Source organism: Nocardia sp. GCM10030253 (assembly GCF_042675075.1).
GTDB lineage: Bacteria > Actinomycetota > Actinomycetes > Mycobacteriales > Mycobacteriaceae > Nocardia.
In genome coordinates, this window is record NZ_JBHTDL010000008.1 from 221,201 (window position 1) to 244,838 (window position 23,638).

At 66.5% G+C, this 23,638-nt stretch carries 21 protein-coding genes; 14 read left to right on the top strand and 7 right to left on the bottom strand.

The annotated features are described in order from the left end of the window. Nucleotides 1–7 precede the first annotated feature (7 nt). Complete coding sequence (gene accC / locus ACFQZZ_RS19555; protein ID WP_378682477.1) at nucleotides 8–1,363, bottom strand: acetyl-CoA carboxylase biotin carboxylase subunit; 1,356 nt, start codon at nucleotides 1,361–1,363, stop codon at nucleotides 8–10. A gap of 16 nt (nucleotides 1,364–1,379) precedes the next feature. Beyond that, a complete protein-coding gene (gene accD, locus ACFQZZ_RS19560) occupies nucleotides 1,380–3,065 on the bottom strand; it encodes an acetyl-CoA carboxylase, carboxyltransferase subunit beta (protein ID WP_378683145.1) in 1,686 nt (561 codons plus the stop codon). Between the two features lie 213 nt (nucleotides 3,066–3,278). Between accD and ACFQZZ_RS19565 the strand changes: the two genes are divergently transcribed. From ACFQZZ_RS19565 to ACFQZZ_RS19590, 6 genes are read left to right on the top strand one after another with little or no spacing between them, the layout of a single operon-like run. Next, the gene (locus tag ACFQZZ_RS19565) at nucleotides 3,279–4,547 is read left to right on the top strand and encodes a beta-ketoacyl-[acyl-carrier-protein] synthase family protein (protein ID WP_378682479.1); all 1,269 of its coding nucleotides are present in this window, start codon (nucleotides 3,279–3,281) and stop codon (nucleotides 4,545–4,547) included. Further along, nucleotides 4,544–5,758, top strand: coding sequence for a ketosynthase chain-length factor (locus ACFQZZ_RS19570; RefSeq protein ID WP_378682481.1), 1,215 nt, complete (start codon nucleotides 4,544–4,546; stop codon nucleotides 5,756–5,758). The genes ACFQZZ_RS19565 and ACFQZZ_RS19570 overlap by 4 nt, the downstream gene beginning before the upstream one ends. A gap of 25 nt (nucleotides 5,759–5,783) precedes the next feature. Beyond that, nucleotides 5,784–6,038 carry an acyl carrier protein gene (locus ACFQZZ_RS19575; RefSeq protein ID WP_378682484.1) on the top strand — a complete coding sequence of 85 codons (255 nt, stop codon included), beginning with the start codon at nucleotides 5,784–5,786 and terminating at the stop codon, nucleotides 6,036–6,038. Beyond that, nucleotides 6,035–6,994 (top strand): aromatase/cyclase, encoded by a 960-nt coding sequence (locus ACFQZZ_RS19580; RefSeq protein WP_378682487.1) that lies wholly within the window; start codon nucleotides 6,035–6,037, stop codon nucleotides 6,992–6,994. Before ACFQZZ_RS19575 ends, ACFQZZ_RS19580 begins: the two co-directional genes overlap by 4 nt. Further along, nucleotides 6,991–7,923, top strand: a complete 933-nt coding sequence (locus tag ACFQZZ_RS19585) for an MBL fold metallo-hydrolase (protein ID WP_378682489.1) — start codon at nucleotides 6,991–6,993, stop codon at nucleotides 7,921–7,923. The genes ACFQZZ_RS19580 and ACFQZZ_RS19585 overlap by 4 nt, the downstream gene beginning before the upstream one ends. 24 nt (nucleotides 7,924–7,947) lie before the next feature. Further along, nucleotides 7,948–8,541 carry a hypothetical protein gene (locus ACFQZZ_RS19590; RefSeq protein WP_378682492.1) on the top strand — a complete coding sequence of 198 codons (594 nt, stop codon included), beginning with the start codon at nucleotides 7,948–7,950 and terminating at the stop codon, nucleotides 8,539–8,541. Between the two features lie 38 nt (nucleotides 8,542–8,579). On the opposite strand, the gene ACFQZZ_RS19595 is transcribed toward ACFQZZ_RS19590, so the two are convergent. Next, the gene (locus ACFQZZ_RS19595; protein ID WP_378682495.1) at nucleotides 8,580–9,317 is read right to left on the bottom strand and encodes a TetR/AcrR family transcriptional regulator C-terminal domain-containing protein; all 738 of its coding nucleotides are present in this window, start codon (nucleotides 9,315–9,317) and stop codon (nucleotides 8,580–8,582) included. 72 nt (nucleotides 9,318–9,389) lie between these two features. Here ACFQZZ_RS19595 and ACFQZZ_RS19600 point away from each other — a divergent pair, with 72 nt between their 5' ends. From ACFQZZ_RS19600 to ACFQZZ_RS19610, 3 genes are all read left to right on the top strand, one after another. Continuing rightward, a complete protein-coding gene (locus ACFQZZ_RS19600) occupies nucleotides 9,390–10,880 on the top strand; it encodes an MFS transporter (protein ID WP_378682498.1) in 1,491 nt (496 codons plus the stop codon). 44 nt (nucleotides 10,881–10,924) lie between these two features. Further along, nucleotides 10,925–11,923, top strand: a complete 999-nt coding sequence (locus tag ACFQZZ_RS19605; protein WP_378682501.1) for an isopenicillin N synthase family dioxygenase — start codon at nucleotides 10,925–10,927, stop codon at nucleotides 11,921–11,923. 198 nt (nucleotides 11,924–12,121) lie between these two features. Beyond that, nucleotides 12,122–12,511, top strand: coding sequence for a lipocalin-like domain-containing protein (locus ACFQZZ_RS19610; RefSeq protein WP_378682504.1), 390 nt, complete (start codon nucleotides 12,122–12,124; stop codon nucleotides 12,509–12,511). 40 nt (nucleotides 12,512–12,551) lie between these two features. Here ACFQZZ_RS19610 and ACFQZZ_RS19615 read toward each other — a convergent pair whose 3' ends face one another. Both ACFQZZ_RS19615 and ACFQZZ_RS19620 read right to left on the bottom strand, forming a co-directional pair. Next, on the bottom strand, nucleotides 12,552–13,037 hold the full coding sequence (locus ACFQZZ_RS19615) for an acetyl-CoA carboxylase biotin carboxyl carrier protein (RefSeq protein WP_378682507.1): 486 nt from the start codon (nucleotides 13,035–13,037) through the stop codon (nucleotides 12,552–12,554). 23 nt (nucleotides 13,038–13,060) lie between these two features. Beyond that, nucleotides 13,061–13,843, bottom strand: a complete 783-nt coding sequence (locus ACFQZZ_RS19620) for an SDR family NAD(P)-dependent oxidoreductase (RefSeq protein WP_378682509.1) — start codon at nucleotides 13,841–13,843, stop codon at nucleotides 13,061–13,063. Between the two features lie 174 nt (nucleotides 13,844–14,017). Between ACFQZZ_RS19620 and ACFQZZ_RS19625 the strand changes: the two genes are divergently transcribed. From ACFQZZ_RS19625 to ACFQZZ_RS19640, 4 genes are all read left to right on the top strand, one after another. Further along, nucleotides 14,018–14,440: a nuclear transport factor 2 family protein gene (locus ACFQZZ_RS19625; protein ID WP_378682512.1), complete on the top strand. Its 423-nt coding sequence runs from the start codon at nucleotides 14,018–14,020 to the stop codon at nucleotides 14,438–14,440. Between the two features lie 375 nt (nucleotides 14,441–14,815). After that, entirely contained in the window at nucleotides 14,816–15,373 is a 558-nt protein-coding gene (locus tag ACFQZZ_RS19630) for a CocE/NonD family hydrolase C-terminal non-catalytic domain-containing protein (protein ID WP_378682515.1), read from the top strand. Nucleotides 15,374–15,855: 482 nt separating this feature from the next. Further along, nucleotides 15,856–16,488 (top strand): hypothetical protein, encoded by a 633-nt coding sequence (locus tag ACFQZZ_RS19635; protein ID WP_378682518.1) that lies wholly within the window; start codon nucleotides 15,856–15,858, stop codon nucleotides 16,486–16,488. Between the two features lie 286 nt (nucleotides 16,489–16,774). Then, nucleotides 16,775–20,335: an AAA family ATPase gene (locus ACFQZZ_RS19640; RefSeq protein ID WP_378682521.1), complete on the top strand. Its 3,561-nt coding sequence runs from the start codon at nucleotides 16,775–16,777 to the stop codon at nucleotides 20,333–20,335. Nucleotides 20,336–20,484: 149 nt separating this feature from the next. On the opposite strand, the gene ACFQZZ_RS19645 is transcribed toward ACFQZZ_RS19640, so the two are convergent. Both ACFQZZ_RS19645 and ACFQZZ_RS19650 read right to left on the bottom strand, forming a co-directional pair. After that, on the bottom strand, nucleotides 20,485–21,837 hold the full coding sequence (locus ACFQZZ_RS19645) for a TIGR01777 family oxidoreductase (RefSeq protein WP_378682523.1): 1,353 nt from the start codon (nucleotides 21,835–21,837) through the stop codon (nucleotides 20,485–20,487). Nucleotides 21,838–21,923: 86 nt separating this feature from the next. Next, on the bottom strand, nucleotides 21,924–22,715 hold the full coding sequence (locus ACFQZZ_RS19650; protein WP_378682526.1) for a 3-oxo-5-alpha-steroid 4-dehydrogenase: 792 nt from the start codon (nucleotides 22,713–22,715) through the stop codon (nucleotides 21,924–21,926). A 113-nt stretch (nucleotides 22,716–22,828) separates the two neighbouring features. Between ACFQZZ_RS19650 and ACFQZZ_RS19655 the strand changes: the two genes are divergently transcribed. Further along, complete coding sequence (locus ACFQZZ_RS19655; RefSeq protein ID WP_378682528.1) at nucleotides 22,829–23,632, top strand: nuclear transport factor 2 family protein; 804 nt, start codon at nucleotides 22,829–22,831, stop codon at nucleotides 23,630–23,632. The last annotated feature ends 6 nt before the right edge of the window (nucleotides 23,633–23,638 follow it).

The window sequence follows — 23,638 nt, forward strand, 5'->3', positions numbered from 1 at the left end:
GAGCCGCTCAACCGTCCTGCTTTCCGAGTAATTCGTCCACGAGCGCGGTCGAATGGGTGGCCGATCGCATCCGGGGATGGTCGAGCACCTCACGTAAGAAGTCCCTGGTCGTCTCCACCCGCGCACCGGAAATCCGAAATTCGGCCAGCGCTCGCTGCATTCGCGCGAGCGCTCCGTCACGATCCGGCGCCCAGACGATGACCTTCGCCAACAGCGAATCATAGTGCGGCGGTATCTGATAGCCCGCGTGCACATGCGAATCCACTCGAACGAATGGTCCACCCGGCGGCGTGAACTCGGCCACCATTCCTGGGGCCGGTGCGAATTCGGCAGTCGGGTCCTCGGCGTTGATCCGGCATTCGATGGCCGCGCCGCGCACCGAAATCTGATCTTGGGTGTACCCGAGCGGCGCACCGGCGGCGATTCTGATCTGCTCGGCGATCAAGTCGATGCCGGTCACCATTTCGGTGACCGGATGTTCCACTTGGATACGGCAATTCACCTCCATGAAGTAGTAATTGCCTGCGGCGTCCACCAGGAATTCCACCGTGCCCGCGCCGACATATCCCGCCTCCAGCACACCGTCGACGGCCGAACGGCCCATTCGCTCGGCCAGCCCATCGGGCAGCCGCGGTGCGGGTGACTCCTCGATGAGCTTCTGGTGGCGGCGCTGCACCGAGCAATCGCGCTCACCGAGGTGGACGCCAGCTCCGTGCCCGTCGCACAACACCTGGACCTCGACGTGTCTGGCGCCTTCCAAGTACCTCTCGAGGTAGACCCTGCTGTCTCCGAAGAGCATTCGCGCGGTTGCCCGGGTCTCCTGGAACGCGTGCGGGAATGCCGAACTGTCACGAACCACCTGCATGCCGCGGCCGCCGCCACCCGCGGCGGCCTTGATGATCACCGGGTAGCCGATCTGATCGGCGAGTGCGTGGGCCGCGTCGGGCTCGAGTGGGTCGAGGCTGCCGGGCAGCAACGGCAGCCCGGCCTTCGCCATCAGTGTGCGAGCGGACTGCTTATCACCGAGTTCGGCCATCACATCGGCGGGTGGGCCGATCAGCGTAACGCCCGCCGCACGGCAGGCATCCGCGAAATCCGGTGACTCCGAGAGGAATCCGTAGCCGGGATGGATCGCGTCCGCCCCGGTCAGCTCGGCGGCGGTCAGCACCGCCGCGGCATTGAGATAACTGCGTTTCGCCGCCGCCGGACCGATCTGCACCGCCTCATCGGCGAGGCGGACCACCGCCGAATCGCGGTCCGCGACCGAATGCACGGCCACGGTACGCACTCCCATTTCCCGGCAGGTGCGCGCGACCCGCAAAGCGATTTCGCCACGATTGGCGATCAGAACCTTGTCGAACATGACGTCTCCCGATCCCCTACGCCACCGACCGGACCCTGGCCTGCCGCCGCGCACCGAAGCGCCGGAAGCGCGCCCGCCGTTCGGCCGCGATGTCCTCGCCGTCGCGGCCGCTCAACTCGCGCAGGTTCGCGACAAGGGCGCGGTGCAACTGGTTCGCGGCCGCCACCGGCGCGCTGCCCACGTCGTCGCCGGGTTCGGGCAGCACCGCGTCCACCACACCGAGCCGAAGCAGATCGCGCGCCGTGAGACACAGTGCCGCAGCGGCATTCGGGGCCGCGGCGGGATCGTTCCAGACTATTGCAGCGCACCCCTCCGGGCTGATCACCGAATAGGTGCCGTTGGCGAACATCAGCACCCGATTGGCGACGCCGAGTGCCAGCGCGCCACCGCTGCCGCCCTCACCGATGACCACGCTGATCACGGGCACCCGCAGCGCGGACATCAACCGGATGTTCTCGGCGATGACAATCGCCTGCCCCTGCTCTTCCGCGGTCGCGCCCGGATAGGCGCCCGGTGTATCGATCAAGGTGATCACCGGCAGTCCGAGTTTCTCGGCGAGGCGCATGAGTCGTGCCGACTTGCGGTAGCCGGCCGGCGTGGGCATGCCGAAGTTGCGTTCCATCAACTCCTTCGGCTCGTGTCCCTTCTGCTGCCCGATTACCATGACCGGCTGATCGCCCAACCAGGCCGGACCACCGACCACGGCGGCGCAATCACCGGAGATCCGGTCGCCGCGCAGTTCCCGAAACCCGTCGAAGGCGAGCGCGAAGTAGTCGAGCGCGGTCGGTCTGCTCGGCGAGCGTGCCCGACGCACCTGGGCCCATGGATCGGTTTCCGAGACGAGATCGGGATCGGTGATGGTGCCCGGATCGGCAAGTGCGGGCCCCGCGGCCGATTCCACCGGTGTCGCGACGCGCAGCAGCGCACCGAGCGCCTGCCGCAGTCCCGCCCTCGGCACGATCATGTCGATAAGTCCGCAGGCAAGCAGGAATTCCGCGGTCTGGAACTCGGCGGGCAGTTCCTGCCGGATGGTCTGCTCGATCACCCGACGCCCAGCGAATCCGAGTCGAGCGCCCGGCTCGGCGATGAGGACGTCGGACAGGGTCGCGAAGGAGGCCGCGACGCCGCCGTACGTGGGGTCGGTGATCAGGGTGATGGTGAGTATGCCCGCGCGATCGAGTTGTTCGAGCGCCGCGCTGGTCTTGGCCATCTGCATCAGCGACAGCGCGCCCTCCTGCATGCGAGCGCCGCCGGAGGCGGTGACGATCAGCAGCGGCGTGCGCTCGGCGAGTGCGGTTTCCGCGGCCTCGGTGATCATTTCGCCGACCGCGGTGCCCAGGCTGCCGCCGAGGAAACGGAAATCCATGGCCGCGATGATCACCGGGCTGCCCTCGATCGTCGCGAAGGCGCAAAGCACCCCGTCCCGCATCCCGGTGCGGGCCCGCGCCGCCGCGAGCCGGTCCCGGTAGGACTTGGTGTCGGTGAAGTCGAGCGGATCGTCGTCGGTCGACGCCACAGCGAGCGGTTCGAAGCGGCCTTCGTCGGCGAGTTGCTCGATGCGCTGCTCGGCGGTGATCGGGGCGTGCCTGCCGCATTCGGCGCAGACGCCGAGGTCGCGGACGAATCGTTTGCCGTACACCGGAATCCGGCAGCCGGGGCAGAGAATCCACTCCGCTGCGCCGTTACGGCCGTCTGCTGACATCTTCACGCGTGTCTCCTGTGCTCGGTAACGCCGGCCACGTGATTACCCCCAACAGCTTCCGCGCGCCCGCTAGAGAACAACTCGACTCCTGGACTCGAGTGAGGTTCGAGGACGCCGTCGGATGCTTGGTGCCGATCAACGCTGGAATGGCGAGAACCTCGTCGGCGTGAAGGGAGATACAGCTATGCACACCTTCGTCACCGGTGGTGCGAGATGACCCGCCGAGTTGTTGTCACCGGACTCGGTGTCCGCGCGCCGGGTGGATCCGGCAAGGACGAGTTCTGGAAGCTACTGTCCTCGGGCCGCACCGCCACCCGCCGAATTTCGTTCTTCGACGCCGCGCCGTACCGATCCCAGGTAGCGGGCGAGGCAGACTTCGATCCGGTCCTGGAGGGATTGTCGCCACGAGAGATTCGGCGGATGGACCGCGCCGTCCAGTTCGCCGTCGTGTGCGCACGGGAAGCCGTGGCCGACAGCGGGCTGGACATCGGGTCGCTCGACCCGCACCGGCTCGGCGTGAGCCTCGGCAGCGCGGTGGCAGCGGCCACCAGCCTGGAGCAGGAGTACCTGGTGCTTTCGGACTCAGGGCGGAACTGGCTGGTCGACGAGAACTACCTGTCGCCGCACATGTTCGACTACATGATCCCGAGCGTGATGCCCGCGGAGGTGGCCTGGAGCGTGGGCGCCGAGGGACCGGTCGCGATGGTCTCCAACGGCTGCACCTCCGGCCTCGACTCGGTCGGCCACGCGGTGCAGCTGATTCGCGAGGGCTCCGCCGACGTCATGCTCGCGGGCGCGTCCGACACTCCGATCACCCCGATCGTGGTGGCCTGTTTCGACGCGATCAAGGCGACCACCTCGCGCAATGATGAGCCCGAGGTAGCCTCGCGGCCATTCGACAACTCTCGCAACGGGTTCGTGCTTGCCGAGGGCGCTGCGATGTTCGTGCTGGAGGAGTACGACAGCGCCCGCGCCCGTGGTGCGCACATCTACGCGGAGATCTCCGGCTACGCGACCCGGTGCAACGCCTACCACATGACCGGTCTCAAGGCCGACGGCCGGGAAATGGCCGAGGCGATCCGGGTGGCGCTGGATGAATCGCGAATCGACCCGACCGAGGTCGACTACATCAACGCGCACGGCTCGGGCACCCGGCAGAACGATCGGCACGAAACAGCGGCGGTGAAGCGCAGTCTCGGTGCGCATGCCTATGAGACCCCGATGAGCTCGATCAAGTCGATGGTCGGCCACTCGCTCGGCGCGATCGGATCGGTCGAGATCGCGGCCTCGCTGCTCGCGCTCGAATATCAGGTGGTGCCGCCGACGGCGAACCTGCACGAACCCGATCCGGAGTGCGATCTGGACTATGTGCCGCTGGTCGCGCGGGATCACCGGATGGACACGGTGCTCACCGTCGGCAGCGGGTTCGGGGGATTCCAGAGCGCGATGGTGCTGCGCCACCCGAAGGGTGCGGCGGCATGACTCTGGTGACGGGAATGGGAGTGATTGCCCCGAACGGTCTCGGGTTGGAGCGGTTCTGGGACGCGGTATTGGAGGGTCGTGGCGGGATCGCGCCGCTGACCCGGTTCGACACCAGCGGGTCCACGGCGCGGTTGGCCGGGCAGGTCGCCGATTTCGACGCGGCCGAGCACCTGCCGAGTCGGTTGCTGCCGCAGACCGATGTGTCGACCAGGATGGCGCTGGTCGCGGCGCAGTGGGCGTTGGACGACGCGAAGGTGGACACCGCCGCACTCACCGATTACGACATGGGTGTGGTGACCGGAAACGCCTCCGGCGGTTTCGAATTCACCCACCGCGAATTCAACAAGCTGTGGTCGCTCGGCTCGCAGCACGTGAGCGTGTACGAATCCTTCGCCTGGTTCTACGCGGTGAACACCGGCCAGATCTCGATCCGGCACGGCATGCGTGGACCGAGCAGTGCGCTGGTGGCCGAACAGGCCGGCGGCTTGGACGCGGTCGGGCATGCGCGGCGCACGGTGCGGCGCGGCACCCCGCTGGTGGTGACCGGCGGCGTCGATTCGGCGCTCGACCCGTGGGGTTGGGCCTCGCATGTGTCCAGCGGCGCGGTCAGCACCGCGACCGAACCGTCGCGTGCCTACCTGCCTTTCGATGTCACCGCCGAGGGTTATGTGCCAGGCGAGGGCGGTGCGATGCTGGTGGTGGAGGATGCGGCGGCAGCGCGAGCGCGCGGCGTGCCCAAGGTGCACGGCGAAATCGCCGGATACGCCTCCACATTCGATCCGCCCCCCGACTCGCAGCGGCCCTCCGGCCTGCGCCGTGCGGCCGAACTGGCGCTCGCGGACGCGGGCCTTCGCCCCGGCGATGTCGATGTCGTGTTCGCCGACGCCTCCGGGATTCCCGACCGCGACCGCGACGAAGCCGCTGCAATCGAGGGGATCTTCGGCGCGGGCGGCGTACCGGTGACCGCCACCAAACCACTGACGGGACGGCTGTTTTCCGGTGCCGGCCCCCTCGACATCGTGACCGCGCTGCTGTCGATGCGCGACGCGCTGATCCCACCGACCGCCAACACCACCGAGCTCGCCGAGGACTGCCGGATCGATCTGGTGCTCGGTGAACCACGGCCCGCCACTGTCGGCGCGGCCCTCGTCCTGGCCCGTGGCCGTTGGGGTTTCAACTCCGCGGTCGTCGTCCGCAGCATCCCCGCCTAATCCGTATCACCCCCAGGAGCCGATCATGACCATGACCATCACAGCACTGCGACAGATCCTCGTGGATTGCGCGGGCGGCGACGAGATCGCCGAACTGAACGGTGATATTTCGACCGTCGATTTCGAACAGCTCGGCTACGACTCGCTGGCGTTGATCGAGACCGCGTCGCGGATCCAGCGCGATTTCGGGGTGATGATCCCGGAGGAACAACTCATCGATGTCAAGACACCGCAGGAACTGATCGACATCGTCAACAACCAGCTGCGGGGTGCGGCATGAGCGCGCCTGGCCGGGACATGAGGCATACCCAGGTCGTCAAGGCGGCGCCGGAAGTCGTTTATGACCTGGTGGCCGATGTGAGCTGCTGGCCGGTGGTTTTCGGGCCCAGCGTGCTGGTGCGCCACCTGCACCGCGGACCGGATGAAGAGCGATTCCGGTTGTGGGCCACCGTCAATGGCGAGGTGACGAACTGGACGTCGCGGCGGGTGCTCGATCGCGACCAGCGCCGGATCTCGTTCGAACAGGAGCGCAGCCGGGCGCCGATCTCTTCCATGAGCGGCAGCTGGGCCTTCCGCGAGATCGAAACCGGCATGACCGAAGTGACGTTGGACCACCGCTTCACCGTGGTGGACGGTGTCGATGCCGAGCTGGTCGCCGGTGCGGTGGATCGCAACAGCGTGAGCGAGCTCGCGGCGCTCGGTCGCATCGCGGAACTCGGCCAACCGGTCGACGATGTCATCCACACCTTCGAGGACACCGTCGTGCTCGACGCGTCCGCTGCCGAGCTCTACGACTTCATCTATCACAGCGAGCGATGGCCAGAGTATGTCCCGCATGTCAGCCGGATCGAGCTCACCGAGGATGCCGATGGCGTCCAGCTGATGGAGATGGACACGGTGACCGCGGGCGGAATCGCGCACACCACCAAGTCGGTGCGTGTCTGCTTCGATGGCACCCGGATCGACTACAAGCAGCTGATGCCGCCCGCCATGCTGTTCGGGCACAGTGGCGCTTGGGAATTCGCCGACGGCCCGGACGGCGCGGTGGTGACCGCGCGGCACACTGTCGCCATCAACCCGGAGAAGGCACGCGAAATCCTCGGCGCCGAAACCGATCTGGCGGACGCGAGGGCCTATCTCGGTGAGGCGCTCGGGACGAACAGCCGCAATACGCTGCTGTGCGCGGTGCGGTATGCCGCGGCGCAGCAGGCCGACGTCACGAAGTCGGCGACATGACATCGACCGGACTCCCCCAGCTCGCCGCGCCGGTCGTGCGCGAGGTCGCCGATGGTGTCTTCGCGTACACCCATAGTCGCGGCGGCTGGTGCGTCAGCAATGCGGGCGTACTGGCAGGCCCGAACGGCGCCTTGGTGATCGATACCCTGGCCACCGAGGGCCGCACTCGCGCATTGGTCGACTTCGTCGACGCACTGGGCGTCGGCCCGGCAAGGACGATCGTGAACACCCATCACCACGGTGATCACAACTTCGGCAATCATCTCTTCGGGCCAACCGCGGTCGTGCTCGGCCACGACCGCATCCGCCCCGAGATGATCGAAACCGGCCTCGCACTGACGCAACTGTGGCCGGATGTGGCGTGGGGCGACGTGCGAGTCACCCTCCCCACCATCACCTTCGCCAGTCGAATCACCGTGCACGTCGGCGATCGACGAGTAGAACTGATCCACCTCGGTCCCGCCGCCCACACCACCAACGACGTGGTGGCCTGGCTCCCGGAAGAGCGCGTGCTGTTCGCGGGCGACATCGTGATGTCCGGCGCGGCGCCGTTCTGCCTGATGGGCTCGGTCAGTGGATCCCGCACCGCCGTCCGCAGACTGGCGGCGCTCGGTGCGAAAACCGTTGTCTCCGGACATGGCCCGGTCACCGGCCCGGAAGTACTCGACCGAACGGCCCGCTACCTGCAATGGATCCAGGAGTTGGCCGCCGAGGGCCGCTCGCTGCGGCTGACCCCGCTGGAGGTCGCGCGGCAGGTCGACCACGGCGAATTCGCTGACCTCGTCGACGCCGAACGAATCGTCGGAAACCTGTACCGCGCTTATGCGGAGCTCGACGGCGGCCCGGTAGGCGAGCCACTCGATGTGCTGTCGATATTCGACGAGATGGTTGCCTACAACGGCGGCAGCCTACCGACATGCTTGGCATGACAACAAGGACATAGACTCCCCGCCGTGGGCTACTTCCTGAGTCTCTACATAGTTGACCTGGACACGGTCGCCGGGGTGGTCGGATCCAAGGACGACGGTCACTTCGAGCGCATTTCGGTCGAGTGCGCGGCGGCCATGGCTCAGCTGGACGAGGACTACGCCGAGCACATCGCCGACGGCGCGCCCACTGCCGTCCAGGCGCTGCGGACGGTGATCGACGGTGGCCCGTTCGATCAGCGGTATGCCAACGATTACCTGGACGTCTACGAGAGCATGTGTTCGGTGCTCGGTGCGGAACTCGACAACCTGTGGGGGCCGCTCGATTTCGGTTGGCCTGCCCGGGTCGACAAAGGCCTGGCGGCCTTGGGTATGCGCGTCAGCGTGCGCGCCTTCGCGGGCAATCGCTTGCCGGCGGGTCTGCCGCATCCGACCCAGGCCGGCTGTGGCGAGTGGACCGAACGGGACTGCTTGGCCGCACTCGACCGATGGACCGCGACACTCCCCGAACAGCGCGCCGCGCTGGAGCCGGATGTGCTGGAGGGGATCGAAGACTGCGTGGCGTGGATGCAAGAGGTCAAGCGGTTTCCCGGCACCAGCATCGTGGGATTCTGGGGCTGAGGGTCGGTGTCCTGTTCAGGTAGGGAGCTACCAGTTCCTCAGGCTCCGCCGCGCTCGATTTGCGCTTGGATGCCGTCGAGGAGGTAGTCCAGGCTGCGGGTGAACGTGCCGTCCCAGTCGTCGTCGAGCATGTAGCCGTGCGCGGCGAGGGTTGGATAGCGGTCACCATGCGCGGCCAGGTGCTGTTGCGCCTGAGCCCGCTCATCGGCAGGCATAAGCCAGCCGGCACGCGAAACCGCCGCGCCCATGACATGGTTGTACAACCCCCAAGTCGCCGCAGCCAGGCATGCGTCGGTAAGCCCGGCGCGAAGCAGTGACGCCTGCAGAAACTCCATGTGCGCCAGAATGTTCGGTCCGATCATGGGACGCCCCACCAGGGTGGTCGACCACCGGTGCCGCAACATCACAGTGCGCCAGCCGATGAGCATGACGGTGATTTCGCCGCGCCAATCCCCGGTGTGCTCGGGCAGCGGCACCTCACCGTAGATGGCGTCGAGGCACAGGTCGAGAACATCGTCCTTGGTGTCGACATGCCAGTACAGAGTCGTCGAGCCATGTCCCAGGCGTTCGGCCAACCGCCGCATGGTCAGTCGTTCGATGCCTTCGCTGTCGAGTAGCGCGAGAGCTTCGTCGATAATCCGGGCCCGATTGAGCGTGGGTTCGTCTCGTGGCGTGCGAGCGGGCTTGAGCCAGACGTTGCGCGAGGCTGTATCCGCCTTCCGGCCACCCTTCCCCATGCTTGTTGTGATCTGAGTCTCATTCGTGGCCGCACTCATGCCCCCACTCTAGTACGTTGATCAATCACTAGACCAATGTTCTAGCGATAGACCAACGTACGAGAGGTGGGCATGAAATCAACAGGAAGACCAGGTAGGCACACCCATGGCGACCATCGCTGGTGGGCGCTGGCGGTTATCGCGACAGCACAACTGATGGTGGTGCTGGACGCGACGATCGTGAATATCGCGCTGCCATCGGTGCAGTCCGAACTGGGTTTGTCCGACGCGAATCGGCAGTGGGTGATCACCGCGTACGCGCTGGCCTTCGGCGGTCTCCTGCTCTTCGGCGGCCGGATCAGTGGATCGATCGGTCACCGGCGCGCTTTCGTGATCGGCTTGACTGGGTTCGCGGTCGCGTCGGTACTCGGCGGCGCCGCCAACGGTGCGGCACTGTTGTTCGGCGCCCGGGCCGCGCAGGGGGTGTTCGCCGCGTTGCTCGCGCCCGCGGCCCTGTCGTTGTTGACCACGACATTCGTCGAGGCGCGCGAACGAGGCAGGGCCTTCGGGGTTTTCGCGGCAGTCGGCGCTGGTGGATCTGCTGTGGGCATGGTCGTCGGCGGGCTTCTCACCGAGCATGCGGACTGGCGCTGGTGTTTGTACGTCAATGTGCCCATCGCGGCGGTGGCCATGGCCGGGTCCGTTTTCCTGCGAGGCGATGCTCCGCAGTCGGGTATGGGGGGTCTCGATATACCCGGTGCGATCTCGAGCGCCGCCGGCCTGGTGGCGTTGGTGTACGCATTCACGCTGGCGGAGGGACGGGGGTGGGGTGATCGGGTCGTTCTGCTTCTATTGGTTGGCGGCGCGGCACTATTGGCGCTGTTCGCACTGGTGGAGTCGCGCACGAGACACCCGCTGCTGCCGCTGCGGATCGTCGCCCACCGCGTCCGCGGCGGCACGCTGCTCACCATCGGGCTCACCCAGGTGGCCATGTTCGGCTTCTACCTGTTCATGACCTATTACATGCAGGGAATATTGCGGTATTCACCGGTGCAGGCGGGTGTCGTATTCCTGCTCACCGCAGCAGGTATCGCCGTCGGAGCCACCGTCGTCGCGGAATCGCTGTTATCCAAGACCACACCGCGGGTGCTGCTCGTATCGGGACTGGTGGTCACCACGGCTGGAATGCTGATCCTGACTCGGCTGACCGCTGAAACGGACAATGTCTTCCTGCTGTACCTGCTGCCCGCGCAACTGCTGATCGGGCTCGGACTCGGCTGCGTCATGACACCCGCGACCGGTCTGGCCACGTCGCAGGTCTCCGCCACCGAAGCGGGTATCGCGTCCGCGGCTTTCAATGCCGCGCAACAACTCGGCGGAGCGCTCGGTACGGCGCTGCTCAACACTGTGGCCGCCTCGGTCGCCGCGGCCGCACTGGTCCGGCACGGCGGTCCGGTCGGCAGGGCCGATTCCGCAACGGTGCACGGCTTTTCGGTGGCGCTGACCGTAGCCGCCGGTGTCCTGATCGCCGCCGCGCTGATCGGATGGCTGGTCATCGACACCGACAAGACCCGGCCGACAACCGATCTCGACGGAAGCGAGCTGAAGACCCTGCAGAACTGAACTCACCGCCACTTCCAACCCTTCAGCCCCTCGAGGAGACATCAGTGCCTACCGATATCGGCAACTCCGCACCGATCACCATCGTCGACGACTACGTGCCCGTGATCAACCTGTCCTCGAAACACACCACCGACGGCCGCGCAGCGATAGCTCAGGCCATCGGCACCGCGTGTGAGACCTCCGGGTTCTTCGTCATCGCCGAACACGGCGTCACACCCGAACTCATCGACCGCATGTACGCGACCACGCTGGAATTCTTCCAGTTACCCCGCGCCGAGAAGGACCGAGTCTTGGCCACCTCCGCGACAGGCGGACTGCGATATCAGGCGGGCAGCGCCGCCAAGAGCATCGGCCACGACACCCCCACCGACCTCTGCGAGATCTTCAGCTGCAACGTTCTCGGCGATCGCCACCCCGAGTTCCTGGCACAGTTCGGCGACGACACCATGCCGTGGACCAGATCCAATCTCTGGCCGCGCACTCCAGCGGGTTTTCGCGAGACCTGGTCGGAATACGCCGACGCCATGGAGCGATTGGCCGCAGACCTGATGGAACTGTTCGCCCTCGCCCTCGGCCTAGATCGCGGATTCTTCGCCGACAAGATCGACCAGCACATCTCGACCATCGTCGCGAACTACTACTACCCCCCGACCGGCGCTCCGCTGCCCGGTCAGTTGCGCAAGGGAGCACACACGGACTGGGGCAGCCTCACCATCCTCTACCAAGACGACATCGGCGGCCTACAGGTGCGCCACGGCGACAACTGGCAAGACGTACCGTTCGTCCCGGGCAGCTTCGTCATCAATATCGGTGACATGATGGCGTTCTGGACCGGCGGCAGATGGGTCTCCACGATGCACCGGGTGTGTAACCCCCCACAGGGCGCTTCCAACGCTCGGGTATCCATCCCGTTCTTCCACCTCCCCAACCATGACGCGCAGATCGAGCCGCTGCCGCGGCTCCGATCGGTCGAGGAGGAATCGGGATCCGGTACCACGCCCGGGCAGTGGTACCAGGAAAAGATGGCAGCGATCTACTCGTGATCCGACGGTGGCTGGGCCGTCGACAGCTGCTCGCTCCCGTCGCTTCGAACCAGCAGGCGGCCCAGCCGCTGCGGACCGAACCCCGCTGACATGGCAGATTTCGTGCCGAGGTCTGCTGGGCGAGATCCGAAAGGTTGACCCGAACAGAACAGTCGGCTCTAGAGCGTGATTCGAGCGGCGGCGCGCAAGGTGTTCACCATGAACGCAACCGATCTCGTCGGGACCTGGCAGCTGTTGTCCTACTTCGATATTGATGATTCGGATACGCGCAGCGAAGGGCCGCTGGGGGACGCGCCGCGCGGGCTGCTCATCTATGACCCGAACGGGCACATGTCGGTGAGCATGATGCGCACCGACCACGCCGTCGGAGCGAATCCGTTCATGGGGTATGCGGGCACGTGGCGGCGATCCGGTGCGGAGCTGGTGCACGCGATCACCGTGTGCTCCAACCCCGCGTTGGCCGATACCGAACAGGTGCGGCAGCTCTCGCTCACCGGCGACACGCTCACCTTGATCGGCACCGCCCAGGTCGAGGGCCGGGCACAGCGCCGAGTGCTGACCTGGCGGCGGATCCGGCCCGCCGCCTGAATCCGCCCTCGGCTCGAATCACCCGGTCGGGCGCCCTTCCTCATTCCGGGACGTAAGAGAACAGCGCGTCATCGAACTGAACAGGTTCGTTGTCCTCGTGGAGCACGCCGGTGATCACTCCGCTCACCGGTGCGTGCACCGGGATCATCAACTTCATCGCCTCGACGATCGCGATCTGCTGACCGGCCGAAATCCGATCACCCACCGCGACGAACGGATCCGCACCCGGTTCCGGACAGCGGTAGAAGACCCCGACGCTCGGCGCGCGAATCACCGGGTCGAGCGCCGTGACTTCCTGGCCGCCAGCGCTTTCCAGGACGTCGGGCAGCACCGCGGACCCGGCCGCCTGCGTAGGCGCGGCGACGGCCCACTCCGCTTCGACGGTCACCTCGCCGACTTGAATCCGTAGCGCGCTCGGCTGCCGAGGAAATCCGGCGAGCAGTCGCAATGCGCCCGTCTGAATCGCTTCGAGGGTGCGCAGGTAGTCGCGCTGCTCCTCCGCCACGTTCTCTTCTACTGTTGTCATCGCTGAAAGACCTTTCGACCAGATCAGTAATTGCCGAGTCCGCCACAGACATTCAGCGCCTGAGCGGTGACCGCTCCCGCGCCGGGGCCGACCAGGTAGTCGACCATCGCCGCTACCTCGAACGGCTGCACGTAACGCCCGATCGGCACCCTGGCGCTGACTCGAGCGTGTACCTCGTCGGTGTCCACACCCCACAGCCCGGAGTAGACCTCCCGAACCCGTTCGGCCATCGGAGTTTCCACGAAGCCGGGGCACACCGCGTTCACGGTGATCCCGGTCTTGGCGAGTTCCAGCCCGAGCGCCTTGGTGAACCCGACCACACCGTGCTTGGACGCCGAGTACGGCGCACCGTGCACGACCCCCTGTTTGCCGCCGGTGGAGGCGATATTGACGATGCGCCCGCGGCCGCGCTCGAGCATGCCGCCCGCGGTCAGTGCCGCTTTGGTCATCAGGAAGACGCTGTTGAGGTTGGTGTTGATCACGTCGAACCACAGCTCGTCGGTCACTTCGGCGGTCACGCCACCGCCGCTGCGACCCGCGTTATTGACCAGAATGTCGATCGGACCGTATCGGCCGACACCCGCCTCGACGTACTCCCGCACCTGCGCGGGATCGCCGACATCGCAGACGGTGCCGTCGACCTCATTGCCCTCGTCCTGCAGATCCTTGATCGTATCGGTCAGCTTCTGCTGGTCGCGGGCACAGATGAACACCGAGATGCCCTGACCTGCCAGACTTTTGGTGATCTCCAGACCCATGCCACTGGTCGCTCCTGTCACCAGCGCGACGCGCCGACTTTCCGCCATGACTCCTCCATCGCTCGAATATCCGAACTCGCCGGGCTCTTCGAGCTCCAGACTCGTCCGGTCTCCTATAGCTCTGGTCAACCCGCGGCGGTGCATGCGGCTACTCGAGCAGGGCTCGAGCGCGATCGGCCACCGTGACCTGCAGCAGAGATCCCCGCCGCACCAGGAGCGAACATGACCACCGTCGCCAGCCGGACCGAGTTGTACGCCGAGGTTCAGCAGTTCTACGCCGATCAGATGCAGCGGATCGACGACCGCGATATCACCGGCTACGCCGAAACATTCACCGAGGACGCGGAATTCGAGCACACACCGGGCCGCCCGCCCGCGCGCACCCGGGCGGGCATCGTCGCGGATCTCGTCGAGTTCCACAAGCGATTCGAGACCGATCCGATGCAGCGCAGGCACTGGTTCAACATGATCAATCTGCGGCCGCAGGAAGACGGCACCATCGTGTCAACCGCCTACTGTCTCGTCGTCAAGATCCGACCGGGCAGCGCACCGGAGATCAATCCGAGCACCGTGGTGCACGATGTCCTGGTGCGGGTGGACGGGAACCTGCTCACCCGGTCCCGGCGCGTGACGCACGACGGGTAGTCACACCGCCGCGGTGAGCGCTCAGCGACAGACATCCGTCCGCTGTGGACTCATAGACACCACAACAGGGCCAAGGGCAATCCGCCATGGGCCCTGTCCGCGTCCCCGCTTCCGCTGTGATTCTGCACCACGTTGCCACCTATCTCGTGCGCAAATGTGCTCAGAATGCTTTCATAGTGTGCATAAGAGATCACACCTGTGATCGAGCGCAGCTGCGGAGGACTCGTGAACGGTCAACTTCCTGCCCCTGATCTGCTCGGCACCCTGGTCGGCTACCTGATGATGTCGCCGATGTCGGTACTGGCGAATCTGCTGTCGCTCGCGACCGCACTCTGAGGCCGAGGGACCGACCATGGGTACCAAGACGCTGAGTTGTTGCCTCGCTGTCGCGGCCATTTCGAACTGTCCGCCCCGGCGGCGGGTGCGCTCGGCGACAGCACAGGCGACTGGTCGCAGGCGCTGCGTTCCGCGCCGACCACCGCTGTCGCCGCGATCCCCTACATCAGCGGCGTCGCCGCACAACTCGGCATCGTCCCGCCCACCGCCATCGGCTCGATCGACCGCGGCGCCGCCGGAGTGTGGCGTGGCGAACCGTTCTCAGGAGGGGCCACGGTGTCCGGCACGCCATCGCTGAGCCTGACCGTGCGACCGCCGACACCGGATCTGACCGTGATCGGCATCCTTTTCGATGAGGACCCGGCGGGCAACGCGGTACAGATCACCCAGTTCCCCCTCACCCGACACGATCTCACGCCCGGTGTACCGAACACCGTCGCCTGGGATCTGGCGCCGACCTTCTGGCATCTGCCCGCCGGACACCGCCTGACTATCACCGTGACCACGCAAGATCCGATTCCGTATGTCAGCTCCACACCGAACGGCGCGATGGTCGAGTTCACCTCGCCGTCCTTCGCGGAGATCCCGGTCGCGTGACCGGGAGACCGAGAACCGCTGGGCGGGTGCGTTTTCCGCGCGCGTCCGGCTCCCTCGGCGTGGTGGTGCCGGTTGCCGCGTCGAGAATCGCTGGGCAGGTGCGTCTTTGCGCTCGTCCGGCCCCGTCGGCGTGGCGATGCCGGTCGCCGCGCCGACGGACTCACGTGCACTGCCGCACACGCCGAGCCGGGGCCGTCGCGCTGAGCACGCTCACGTGGCCGGTGACCTCGCACGCGGTGTCGACCGGACCCGCGCCGACGGTGCCGAGCATTCAGTCGTGGACCCCCGGCGGGGAGGGGTTCACGCTGGGCGCGGGTCCACCTGATCGGTGAGCAGCCGCACTTGCGCACAGCTTGCCCGTAGCGAACGATTAACTGTGCGGCGGCTGCCTTCGCGGGCCGTGCGGTTCCACGCCCTCGGTGGACCACGAGGCGTCGGCCCCGTGACGATGCGGAGTGATCGCTCCGCGCGAGGAGGACTCGATGTTCATCCAAGTCATTCAAGGCAAAGCCTCCGACCCCAACCGACTACGTCAATGCATGGATCGATGGACCGAGGAACTGCAACCGGGAGCCACCGGCTACCTCGGAACGACCGGCGGACTGTGTGACGACGGGACATTCATCGCCTTGGCAAGATTCGAATCCGAAGACGCGGCACGACGGAACAGTGCGCGTCCGGAGCAAGGCGCATGGTGGGCGGAGACCGAAAAATGCTTCGACGGGCCCGTCACATTCATGGACTGCCCCGAAGTAACGCAGTGGATGGGGGGCGGCTCCGACGAGGCCGGGTTCGTGCAGATCATGGAGGGCCACACGCGCGATGCGGGCCGGATGCATGAACTGCTGACACAGTCCGTCGACCGCATGCATGAATTGCGCCCGGAGATTCTCGGCGGCACCTTGGCGACATTCGGCGGCGACGGATACGTCGAGGCGGTGTATTTCACCTCCGAGGCCGAAGCTCGCTCCCACGAGAAGGTGGATGTACCCGATGATCTGAGGTCGCTGTTCGAGGAGGAAAGCAAGCTCATGGGTGAGGTCGAATACTTCGACCTGCACAAGCCGGTGCTGGTCTCGGCGGGGAAGCAACCGCCGAAGTCGGGGACCTGGTAAAAAACGCCTGCGACCAGCCGCCGGGCTGCGAACCACCGCGGGGAGGGGGTCGGGCACTCCTGTCATCGCGATTCCGCCCACTGGAATCGGCGGAGCCCGACAAGGCGGCCGGCTGTGGGCCCCGACCAACAACGCGGCGTCGGTCGCGACGCCGAATACGTTGCATCCCATATCGAATGCCGAACCCCGCGCGCGGACTAGCTTGGCCCCGAAAACAGGTCGGCCTCAGGCGAATTCACCTGAGGAAAACCCAGCGAGGGGACGAATTCTCCGAAATCATAGTGGGGTGCGGACGCGGAGGAAGTGGTCCACGGGGTTCCTGCGGAACCTCCAGCTGTGGATGGTCGCGGCGGTCGTGCTCGGTCTGGCGACATCGTTGTCGCTGATCACGGGTAACAACAGGTCGTTACTGGCGGTCATCCCCGCATTCGTGGTGGCGTTCGCGAGCTTGGTCGCCCAGGAGCTGGTGAAACAGCGACCGAAGCGACGTTTGTGGAATTCGGATCGGTCGCCGTATCCCGGGCTGGAACCGTTCACCCCGTTGGACTCGGCCGTGTTCTTCGGACGATCGCTGCAGATCGAGGAGATAGTCGACCGGATGAACCCGGCGGCCGGGGCGTATGCCCACCGGTTCATCACGGTCGTCGGGCCGTCGGGCAGCGGGAAGTCGTCCCTTGTGCAGGGCGGTGTCATGGCGACACTCGGCCAGCGCGGCCGCTGGCTCGTCGTTCCGGCGTTCCAGCCGGGCACCGAGCCCGTGGCCGCGCTGGCGCACGCGCTGGCGGAGCTGCCGCCAGTCGGCAACGCAGACGGTATCGAGGCGTTATTGCGCGCCGACGGGCACCGGGCGCTCGAGCGACGGTTGCGGATGGTGGCGGGACAACGTCGGCAGGTGATCGTGATCGACCAGTTCGAGGAGCTCTACACGCTGTCCGGCCCTGGAGAAGCCGAGGAGCTGCTCGACCTGGTGCGGGAGACGCTGCATCTCGTTCCGAAGTTGTGGGTGATCGCGACGATCAGGTCGGAGTTCCTCACCGATTTGCTCAATTCCCGTTTCGCGCATCTGGCGCACAACCCGGTGACGGTGGGAGTCCTCGATACCGAGGCGCTCGGCCAGGTGATCGAAGGGCCCGCCGAACTCGCCGGGAAGGTGTTCGAACCAGGTCTGGTCAGCCGCATGCTCACCGAGACCGGAGGCGGCGACGCCCTGCCGCTGCTGGCATATCTGCTGCATCAGTTGTTCGACGCGACCCGTGGACGTTCGACGATTACCAAAGAGGACTATCTGAGTCTCGGTGGGGTGCGGGGAGCGATCTCGCGCCGCGCCGAACGGGTGCTACAGGAGCTCGCAGGCAGCCACGGCGAGGACGAAGTGCTGCGGACACTGCTGAAATTCGTCACCTGGGAGGGACCTGAGCCAACTCGGCGGCGGGTGCGCAGAGCGGATCTGACCGGCGCCGAAGCCCAGATCGCCGACGTGTTCGTCAACGTGCGACTGGTCACGTCGAGGACCGACGACGAGGGACCGGTGCTCGACGTCGCGCACGAGGCGTTGTTCCGGTATTGGGCACCGCTGAAACAGCAGGTCGAGACGCATGCGGACGAGCTACGCCGCCGCACTCAGCTGGAACGCTGGGCGACGGAATGGGTGCGGTCCGGGCGTCAGCGGGCGTTTCTGCTGCGCGGTGAACGTCTCGAGACGGCCATGCGGTGGTCCGAGCACGGCGACGCGGTACCCGAAATCGAGGAATTCCTCGCCGCATCCCGCAACGACGATCTGGCCTGGCGGGAACGGCTGTCGGATTCGCTGGCCGCCCAGTCCACCTTGACTGTCGACCACGATCCGGAGCTTGCGATTCTTCTCGCGATCGCGGCCATCGAGGAGTGTGCTGTCCGGGTTGCCGCGGTCCGGGCCCTCCATCGGGCGCTGTGGACGAGCAGGCAGCGAATTCTGTTGCGCGGCCACGACGACTGGGTATGGGGCATCGCATGGTCCCCCGACGGCACGATGCTCGCCTCCGCCTCGCACGATCACACCGTCCGGCTGTGGGACCTGGCCGAGCCAGGGGAGTCGCGGGTACTGCGTGGCCACACCGACCGGGTGTCGAAAGTGCGGTGGTCGCCCGACGGGACTCAATTGGTCTCCGCCGCACAGGACCAGACGGCCCGTGTCTGGAACATCGTCGACGGGACCGAGTTGTTCGTTCTCACCGGGCACACCCACCGGTTGGAGGCGGCCCACTGGCGCGCCGACGGCGAGCTCATCGCCACTGCCTCCCGCGATGGTCAGGTCCGCCTGTGGACGGCCTCGGACGGGTCTACAGCAGGCGTTCTCACCGGCCACGAGGATTGGGTTCAAGACGTCGAGTTCGCGCCAGTGCCCGCTACGTCCGTGCCGGAGGGGGATGGCGGTCGTTGGCCGGTGGCGTCCGCGTCGGGGGATGGTCTGATCAGGATCTGGGGAGTGCCTCCTCGAGACGACCGGGATGCCCCGCGACAGGACGGGGCACCGACGCTGTTGCGCGGTCACCGTGGCTGGGTCGAGGCCGTCGCCTGGTCGCCGGACGCAACGGCGCTCGCCAGCGCATCGCGGGATACAACGGTCAGGGTGTGGGATATCGCCCGCGCCGAACAGCGGTTGCTGATGCGCGGCCATGAGTCCAACGTCGAGTCGCTCGCGTGGTCGCCCGACGGCTCCCGGTTGGCCAGCTGCTCCCGGGACAGCACTGTCCGGATGTGGACGGCTGACGAGGGCGAGGAGCAAGCGGTTCTCCGCGGTCACGGTGATTGGGTCGAGGACGTCGCCTGGTCCCCCGACAGCTCCCGGATCGCCAGCGCATCGCGGGACGGAACGATCAGAATCTGGGACGCTGCTGCGACCCCCGAACTCGTCCGGCTGTCGGGGCACACCGGCTGGGTCCGTACCGGTGCATGGTCTCCGGACGGCCGCACGATCGCGACCGGCTCTCGGGACGGCACCGCTCGCCTGTGGAACGCCGCCACCGGAGAACAGATCGCTTTGCTCGTCCATGACGACGAGGTCCGGAGCGTCACATTCTCGCCCGACGGGCTTCTGGTCGCGACCGCCTCCTATGACAACACCGTTCGACTGTGGACCTCCGCTGGCGACGAGGTCCACCGTCTGATCGGGCATCGGGAGGGCGTCCGTCGCGTCCGCTTCTCACCGACCGGTGATCGGCTGGCCACCTGCGGCCGGGAGGACACGATCCGGGTGTGGTCGGCCGCCGGGGAGCAACTGGCCGTGCTCCGGGGGCACCGAGCCATGGTCCGTGCCCTGGTCTGGTCCCCCGATTGCACCCGCCTGCTCACCGGCTCCAATGACGGCACCGCCCGGATCTGGTCGGCCGACGGCGCTGAACTCGCCGTTATCACCACCCACACCAACTCGGTCACCGGCGTCGCATGGTCACCCGATGGCACCACGATCGCCACCGGATCCCGCGATCGGCGGCTACTGCTGTGGGATCCGTCGACGCAGGAGCTCATCCGGGATCTGGGACACCAAGAGGAGGTGGTCCGCGATCTGGCCTGGGCCCCGGGCGACGACCGCCTGGCCGTAGGCCTGGACGACGGGACCGCCCGGGTCTGGGACACCGTCCAGGCCGTGGAGATAGCCATCCTTCGAGGCCATGGTGCCTGGACAGAAGGCGTCGCCTGGTCACCCGACGCAACCGCCCTCGTCACTACCTCCGGCGACGGCACCGCCCGAATCTGGACAGTTCCCCCAAGTCTCGACTCCCTTCTTGCTATCGCCCGAACCCGCGTCTTTCGTACGCTCACCCCCGGCGAGCGCCACAGCCACCTGCTCACCGCACAGCCGGCCTGATACCAGCGCGGTTATCCGGCGTTTCCACCGGTCGCCGCGATTTCAGACATTTCGCCCGATCCAAACGAGTTGAGCCGTTCACCCGGCTTCCTGCGCCGCGGCTATCTCGACGGACGGCAGTTGCTGCGCACCCGCTCGGCTCCCGCGGGCTAGGAGCGAGTGCGGCCGAGCAGGTGGCGCAGCGTCGATTCCAGGTCCGGCATGCGGAAGGTGTGACCGGCCGATTCCAGTCGAGCGGGCGCCACCCGCTGGCTGGCGGACGCGAGTTCCTGCGCCCCCTGTGCGCCGAGCAGCAGGCCGGGACCGAACTCCGGCACCGGCAGCAGGGCGGGCCTGTGCAGCACGGCGGCCAGGATCCTGGTGTAGTCGATATTCCGAACCGGTTGTGGTGCAACGGCATTGACCGGGCCCGATAGTCCACCCTGCCACAGTGCCCGGTGATAGACATCCACCAGATCGTCGATCCCGATCCAGGAAAGCCACTGGTTGCCGTCGCCGATCCGGCCGCCGAGTCCGGTGGCGAAGAGCGGGCGTAATAACCGCAGCGTGCCACCGCGCGGCGACTGCACGATCCCGGTGCGCACCGACACCACCCGGACCCCGGCCGCCGAAGCCGGGACGGTGGCCGCTTCCCAATCGGCGACGACATCGGCCAGAAACCCGTCACCACGAGAAGCGTCCTCGCGCAGGACCTCATCGCCCCGGTCATAGCCGTAATATCCGATGGCCGAAGCACTGACGAAGGTGGGCACTCCCGTGCGGCTCGCGAGGTCGGCGAGCCTGCGGGTCGGGCCGATGCGGCTCTCGACGATCGACCGCTTGTGCTCGTCGGTGAAACGACCCGCGATCGACGCACCGGCCAGATGCACCACCGCGTCGACACCGTCGAGCAGATCAGGGGCCGGATCCGCTGGGTCCCAGCGCCTTTCATTCGCATCGCTCGGCACGTGGCGAACCAAGCGGATGACGGTGTGCCCGCCGGTGGTCAGGAACGCGGCCAAGGCCGACCCGACCAATCCGGACGCACCCGTTATCGCGATGGTCGACGAGGCGAAGCCCTGCTCGGCCGCCCGGCCGTGCGCGGCCAGATCGTCGGCGACCTGCCGATACCGATAGTCGAACATCGAGCGCAGCGCGAAAGCGGGCACCGGTGACTCCACGCGATCGACGATTCGCGTGTGGTCGTCGTCGACGACCTCGAAATCGTGCGTGTGCCGCCACCGCAGCAGCAGCTTGGCGGGCAGCGAACCGAGGCCGTCGACGGCGACCGAGTCGACGAACCGATGCGGAGGCTCGTAGCCCGCTGGATCGTGTCTGGCGACCCAGCGCAGCCCGCCGGGCAGGCCGAGCACCGCCTGACCGTCCCGCAACGAGCCTGCCTCGGCCACCAGCGACACCGGCTGCCATGGTGGCGCCAGCCGGGCGAACGCACCTGGTCTGGCATGCCATGCGAAGATCTCGGCCCGGGGAACGGCGACGACGCTCGAACACTCGATGCCCATACCCCCGACTGTAGCCACGAACCGGCGCTTTGCCGGGCTGCCACCAGGCGGCCCGTGTCGACATCGGATGAGCAGGTCGCGTGGCCTCACACCACGAAGGGAATCAGAGCCTTTCGATCCGCCGGGTAGTCGGCGAACTTCTCGCGGTACCACCTATGCGTGGCAAAGGCGCGCGGCACCAGGTTGCCTGCGGTGATCAGGAAGATCACCACACCGGCCAGCGACCAGGTCAGCAGGGCGAAGCCGGCCCAGGCGATCAACTCGCCGAGGTAGGCCGGGCTGGTGACGAATCGGAAGCCGAAGCCGTAGGGCACTCGGTATTCCGTTGCTCCCGGGTTGTTCTTATCGCGCAGGTTGCGCACGATCGCCTCGGAGCGGACCAGCACGATGAACCCGCAGAGATAAACCACCACGCCGACGAGGAAGCGCGGATCGGTCAGCCAACCGGTGTCGTACTGATGCCGGTAGTCATGGCTGAAGAACGCGCCATTGAGATAGCCGTGCAGTGCCGTCACGAACATGCCCATGCCGAGCACCGAGACGTTGAAGCTGCCGCGCTTGCCCGGCACCTGCCGGATGGACAGCGGAAAGAACCACCCGCGATTTCCGTAGTGCAGCAACCAGATCAGCGCGAGCACCAGCGGCGTCGGCTCGAACCGGTTCGGGCCGGTCAGATAGAACACCGCGAAGACCACCGTCGCGGGGACTTCCATCAACCACCAGCCGAGCTTCGGGTTGAGGTTGAAACCGACCTTCGTGGTGGCGAAGCGGCCGTACGGACTCTGCGCGAATAGCCCGCCGACCAGCACGAAAGCCGCGAATCCAAAGGCGATCGTCAGCACCGTGTCGTAGGTGGTGTTCCCGGTGTACCAGTCCATCGAGATCCTTTGTCGAGCGTTGCGCCGGGTACTTCTGCTGACTTCCGACGCCAAAATTAGAACATGTTCTACCATGTGTTCGAGTCACGACCCGCGACAACGGAGGAACTGTCATGCCGCTGGATCCGACGGCCGCCGACCTGCTGGCCGCCGTACAGGCCTCACCGCGCGCCGTCGCCGCACATGACCGCGCGGCCTGGGTCGGGTTGTTCAGCACCGACGCCGTCGTCAACGACCCGGTCGGCTCGCGGCCGCACATCGGCCGATCCGCGATCGAGCGCTTCTACGACACCTTCATCGGCCCGAACACCATCACCTTCCAAGTCGATCACGACTTCGTCAGCCCGCCGACAGTGGTGCGCGACCTGATGATCAAGACGACCATGTCGACCGGCGCCACCGTCGTCGTCCCGATGCACCTGCGCTACGACCTCGTCGAGGAAGACGGAACCTGGAAGATCACCCGACTGGCCGCGCATTGGGAGTTGGCCGCGATGATCGTGCAGCTACTGCGCACCGGCGTACCCGGCCTTGGCGCCGCGCTGAAACTCGGCCCGCAACTGATCGTCAATCAGGGTCTCGACGGCGCCATCGGAATGACGCAGGCCCTCTTCGGAGTCGGCCGAGCGGGCAAACGCGCTGCGAACAGTGTTCTTTCGGCCGCCGCCGCCACCGACATCAGCCGGGTCCGCCGCCTGCTCGACCACAACACCGTCATCGAACTGCCCGCAGGAACGCCCGTCTCGGTAGAGGAGTTCACCAACCGGGCCCGGGGCATGCGGTGGGACAAGATGATCGCCGCCGGTCGCAGCGTCACCGCCAGTATCGAGCTCGGGAATATCCACGGTGTCGCGGTCATCGAGTTCGCCATGGGCGCAACGCGAATCACGGCGATCCGGGTATTCACCGACGCCTGAGCACCA

Coding starts and splice junctions, on each gene's coding strand:
- accC (WP_378682477.1), bottom strand. CDS start 1,363: ATGTTCGACAAGGTTCTGATCGCCAATCGTGGCGAAATCGCTTTGCGG.
- accD (WP_378683145.1), bottom strand. CDS start 3,065: ATGTCAGCAGACGGCCGTAACGGCGCAGCGGAGTGGATTCTCTGCCCC.
- ACFQZZ_RS19565 (WP_378682479.1), top strand. CDS start 3,279: ATGACCCGCCGAGTTGTTGTCACCGGACTCGGTGTCCGCGCGCCGGGT.
- ACFQZZ_RS19570 (WP_378682481.1), top strand. CDS start 4,544: ATGACTCTGGTGACGGGAATGGGAGTGATTGCCCCGAACGGTCTCGGG.
- ACFQZZ_RS19575 (WP_378682484.1), top strand. CDS start 5,784: ATGACCATGACCATCACAGCACTGCGACAGATCCTCGTGGATTGCGCG.
- ACFQZZ_RS19580 (WP_378682487.1), top strand. CDS start 6,035: ATGAGCGCGCCTGGCCGGGACATGAGGCATACCCAGGTCGTCAAGGCG.
- ACFQZZ_RS19585 (WP_378682489.1), top strand. CDS start 6,991: ATGACATCGACCGGACTCCCCCAGCTCGCCGCGCCGGTCGTGCGCGAG.
- ACFQZZ_RS19595 (WP_378682495.1), bottom strand. CDS start 9,317: ATGAGTGCGGCCACGAATGAGACTCAGATCACAACAAGCATGGGGAAG.
- ACFQZZ_RS19600 (WP_378682498.1), top strand. CDS start 9,390: ATGAAATCAACAGGAAGACCAGGTAGGCACACCCATGGCGACCATCGC.
- ACFQZZ_RS19610 (WP_378682504.1), top strand. CDS start 12,122: ATGAACGCAACCGATCTCGTCGGGACCTGGCAGCTGTTGTCCTACTTC.
- ACFQZZ_RS19615 (WP_378682507.1), bottom strand. CDS start 13,037: ATGACAACAGTAGAAGAGAACGTGGCGGAGGAGCAGCGCGACTACCTG.
- ACFQZZ_RS19620 (WP_378682509.1), bottom strand. CDS start 13,843: ATGGCGGAAAGTCGGCGCGTCGCGCTGGTGACAGGAGCGACCAGTGGC.
- ACFQZZ_RS19625 (WP_378682512.1), top strand. CDS start 14,018: ATGACCACCGTCGCCAGCCGGACCGAGTTGTACGCCGAGGTTCAGCAG.
- ACFQZZ_RS19635 (WP_378682518.1), top strand. CDS start 15,856: ATGTTCATCCAAGTCATTCAAGGCAAAGCCTCCGACCCCAACCGACTA.
- ACFQZZ_RS19645 (WP_378682523.1), bottom strand. CDS start 21,837: ATGGGCATCGAGTGTTCGAGCGTCGTCGCCGTTCCCCGGGCCGAGATC.
- ACFQZZ_RS19650 (WP_378682526.1), bottom strand. CDS start 22,715: ATGGACTGGTACACCGGGAACACCACCTACGACACGGTGCTGACGATC.
- ACFQZZ_RS19655 (WP_378682528.1), top strand. CDS start 22,829: ATGCCGCTGGATCCGACGGCCGCCGACCTGCTGGCCGCCGTACAGGCC.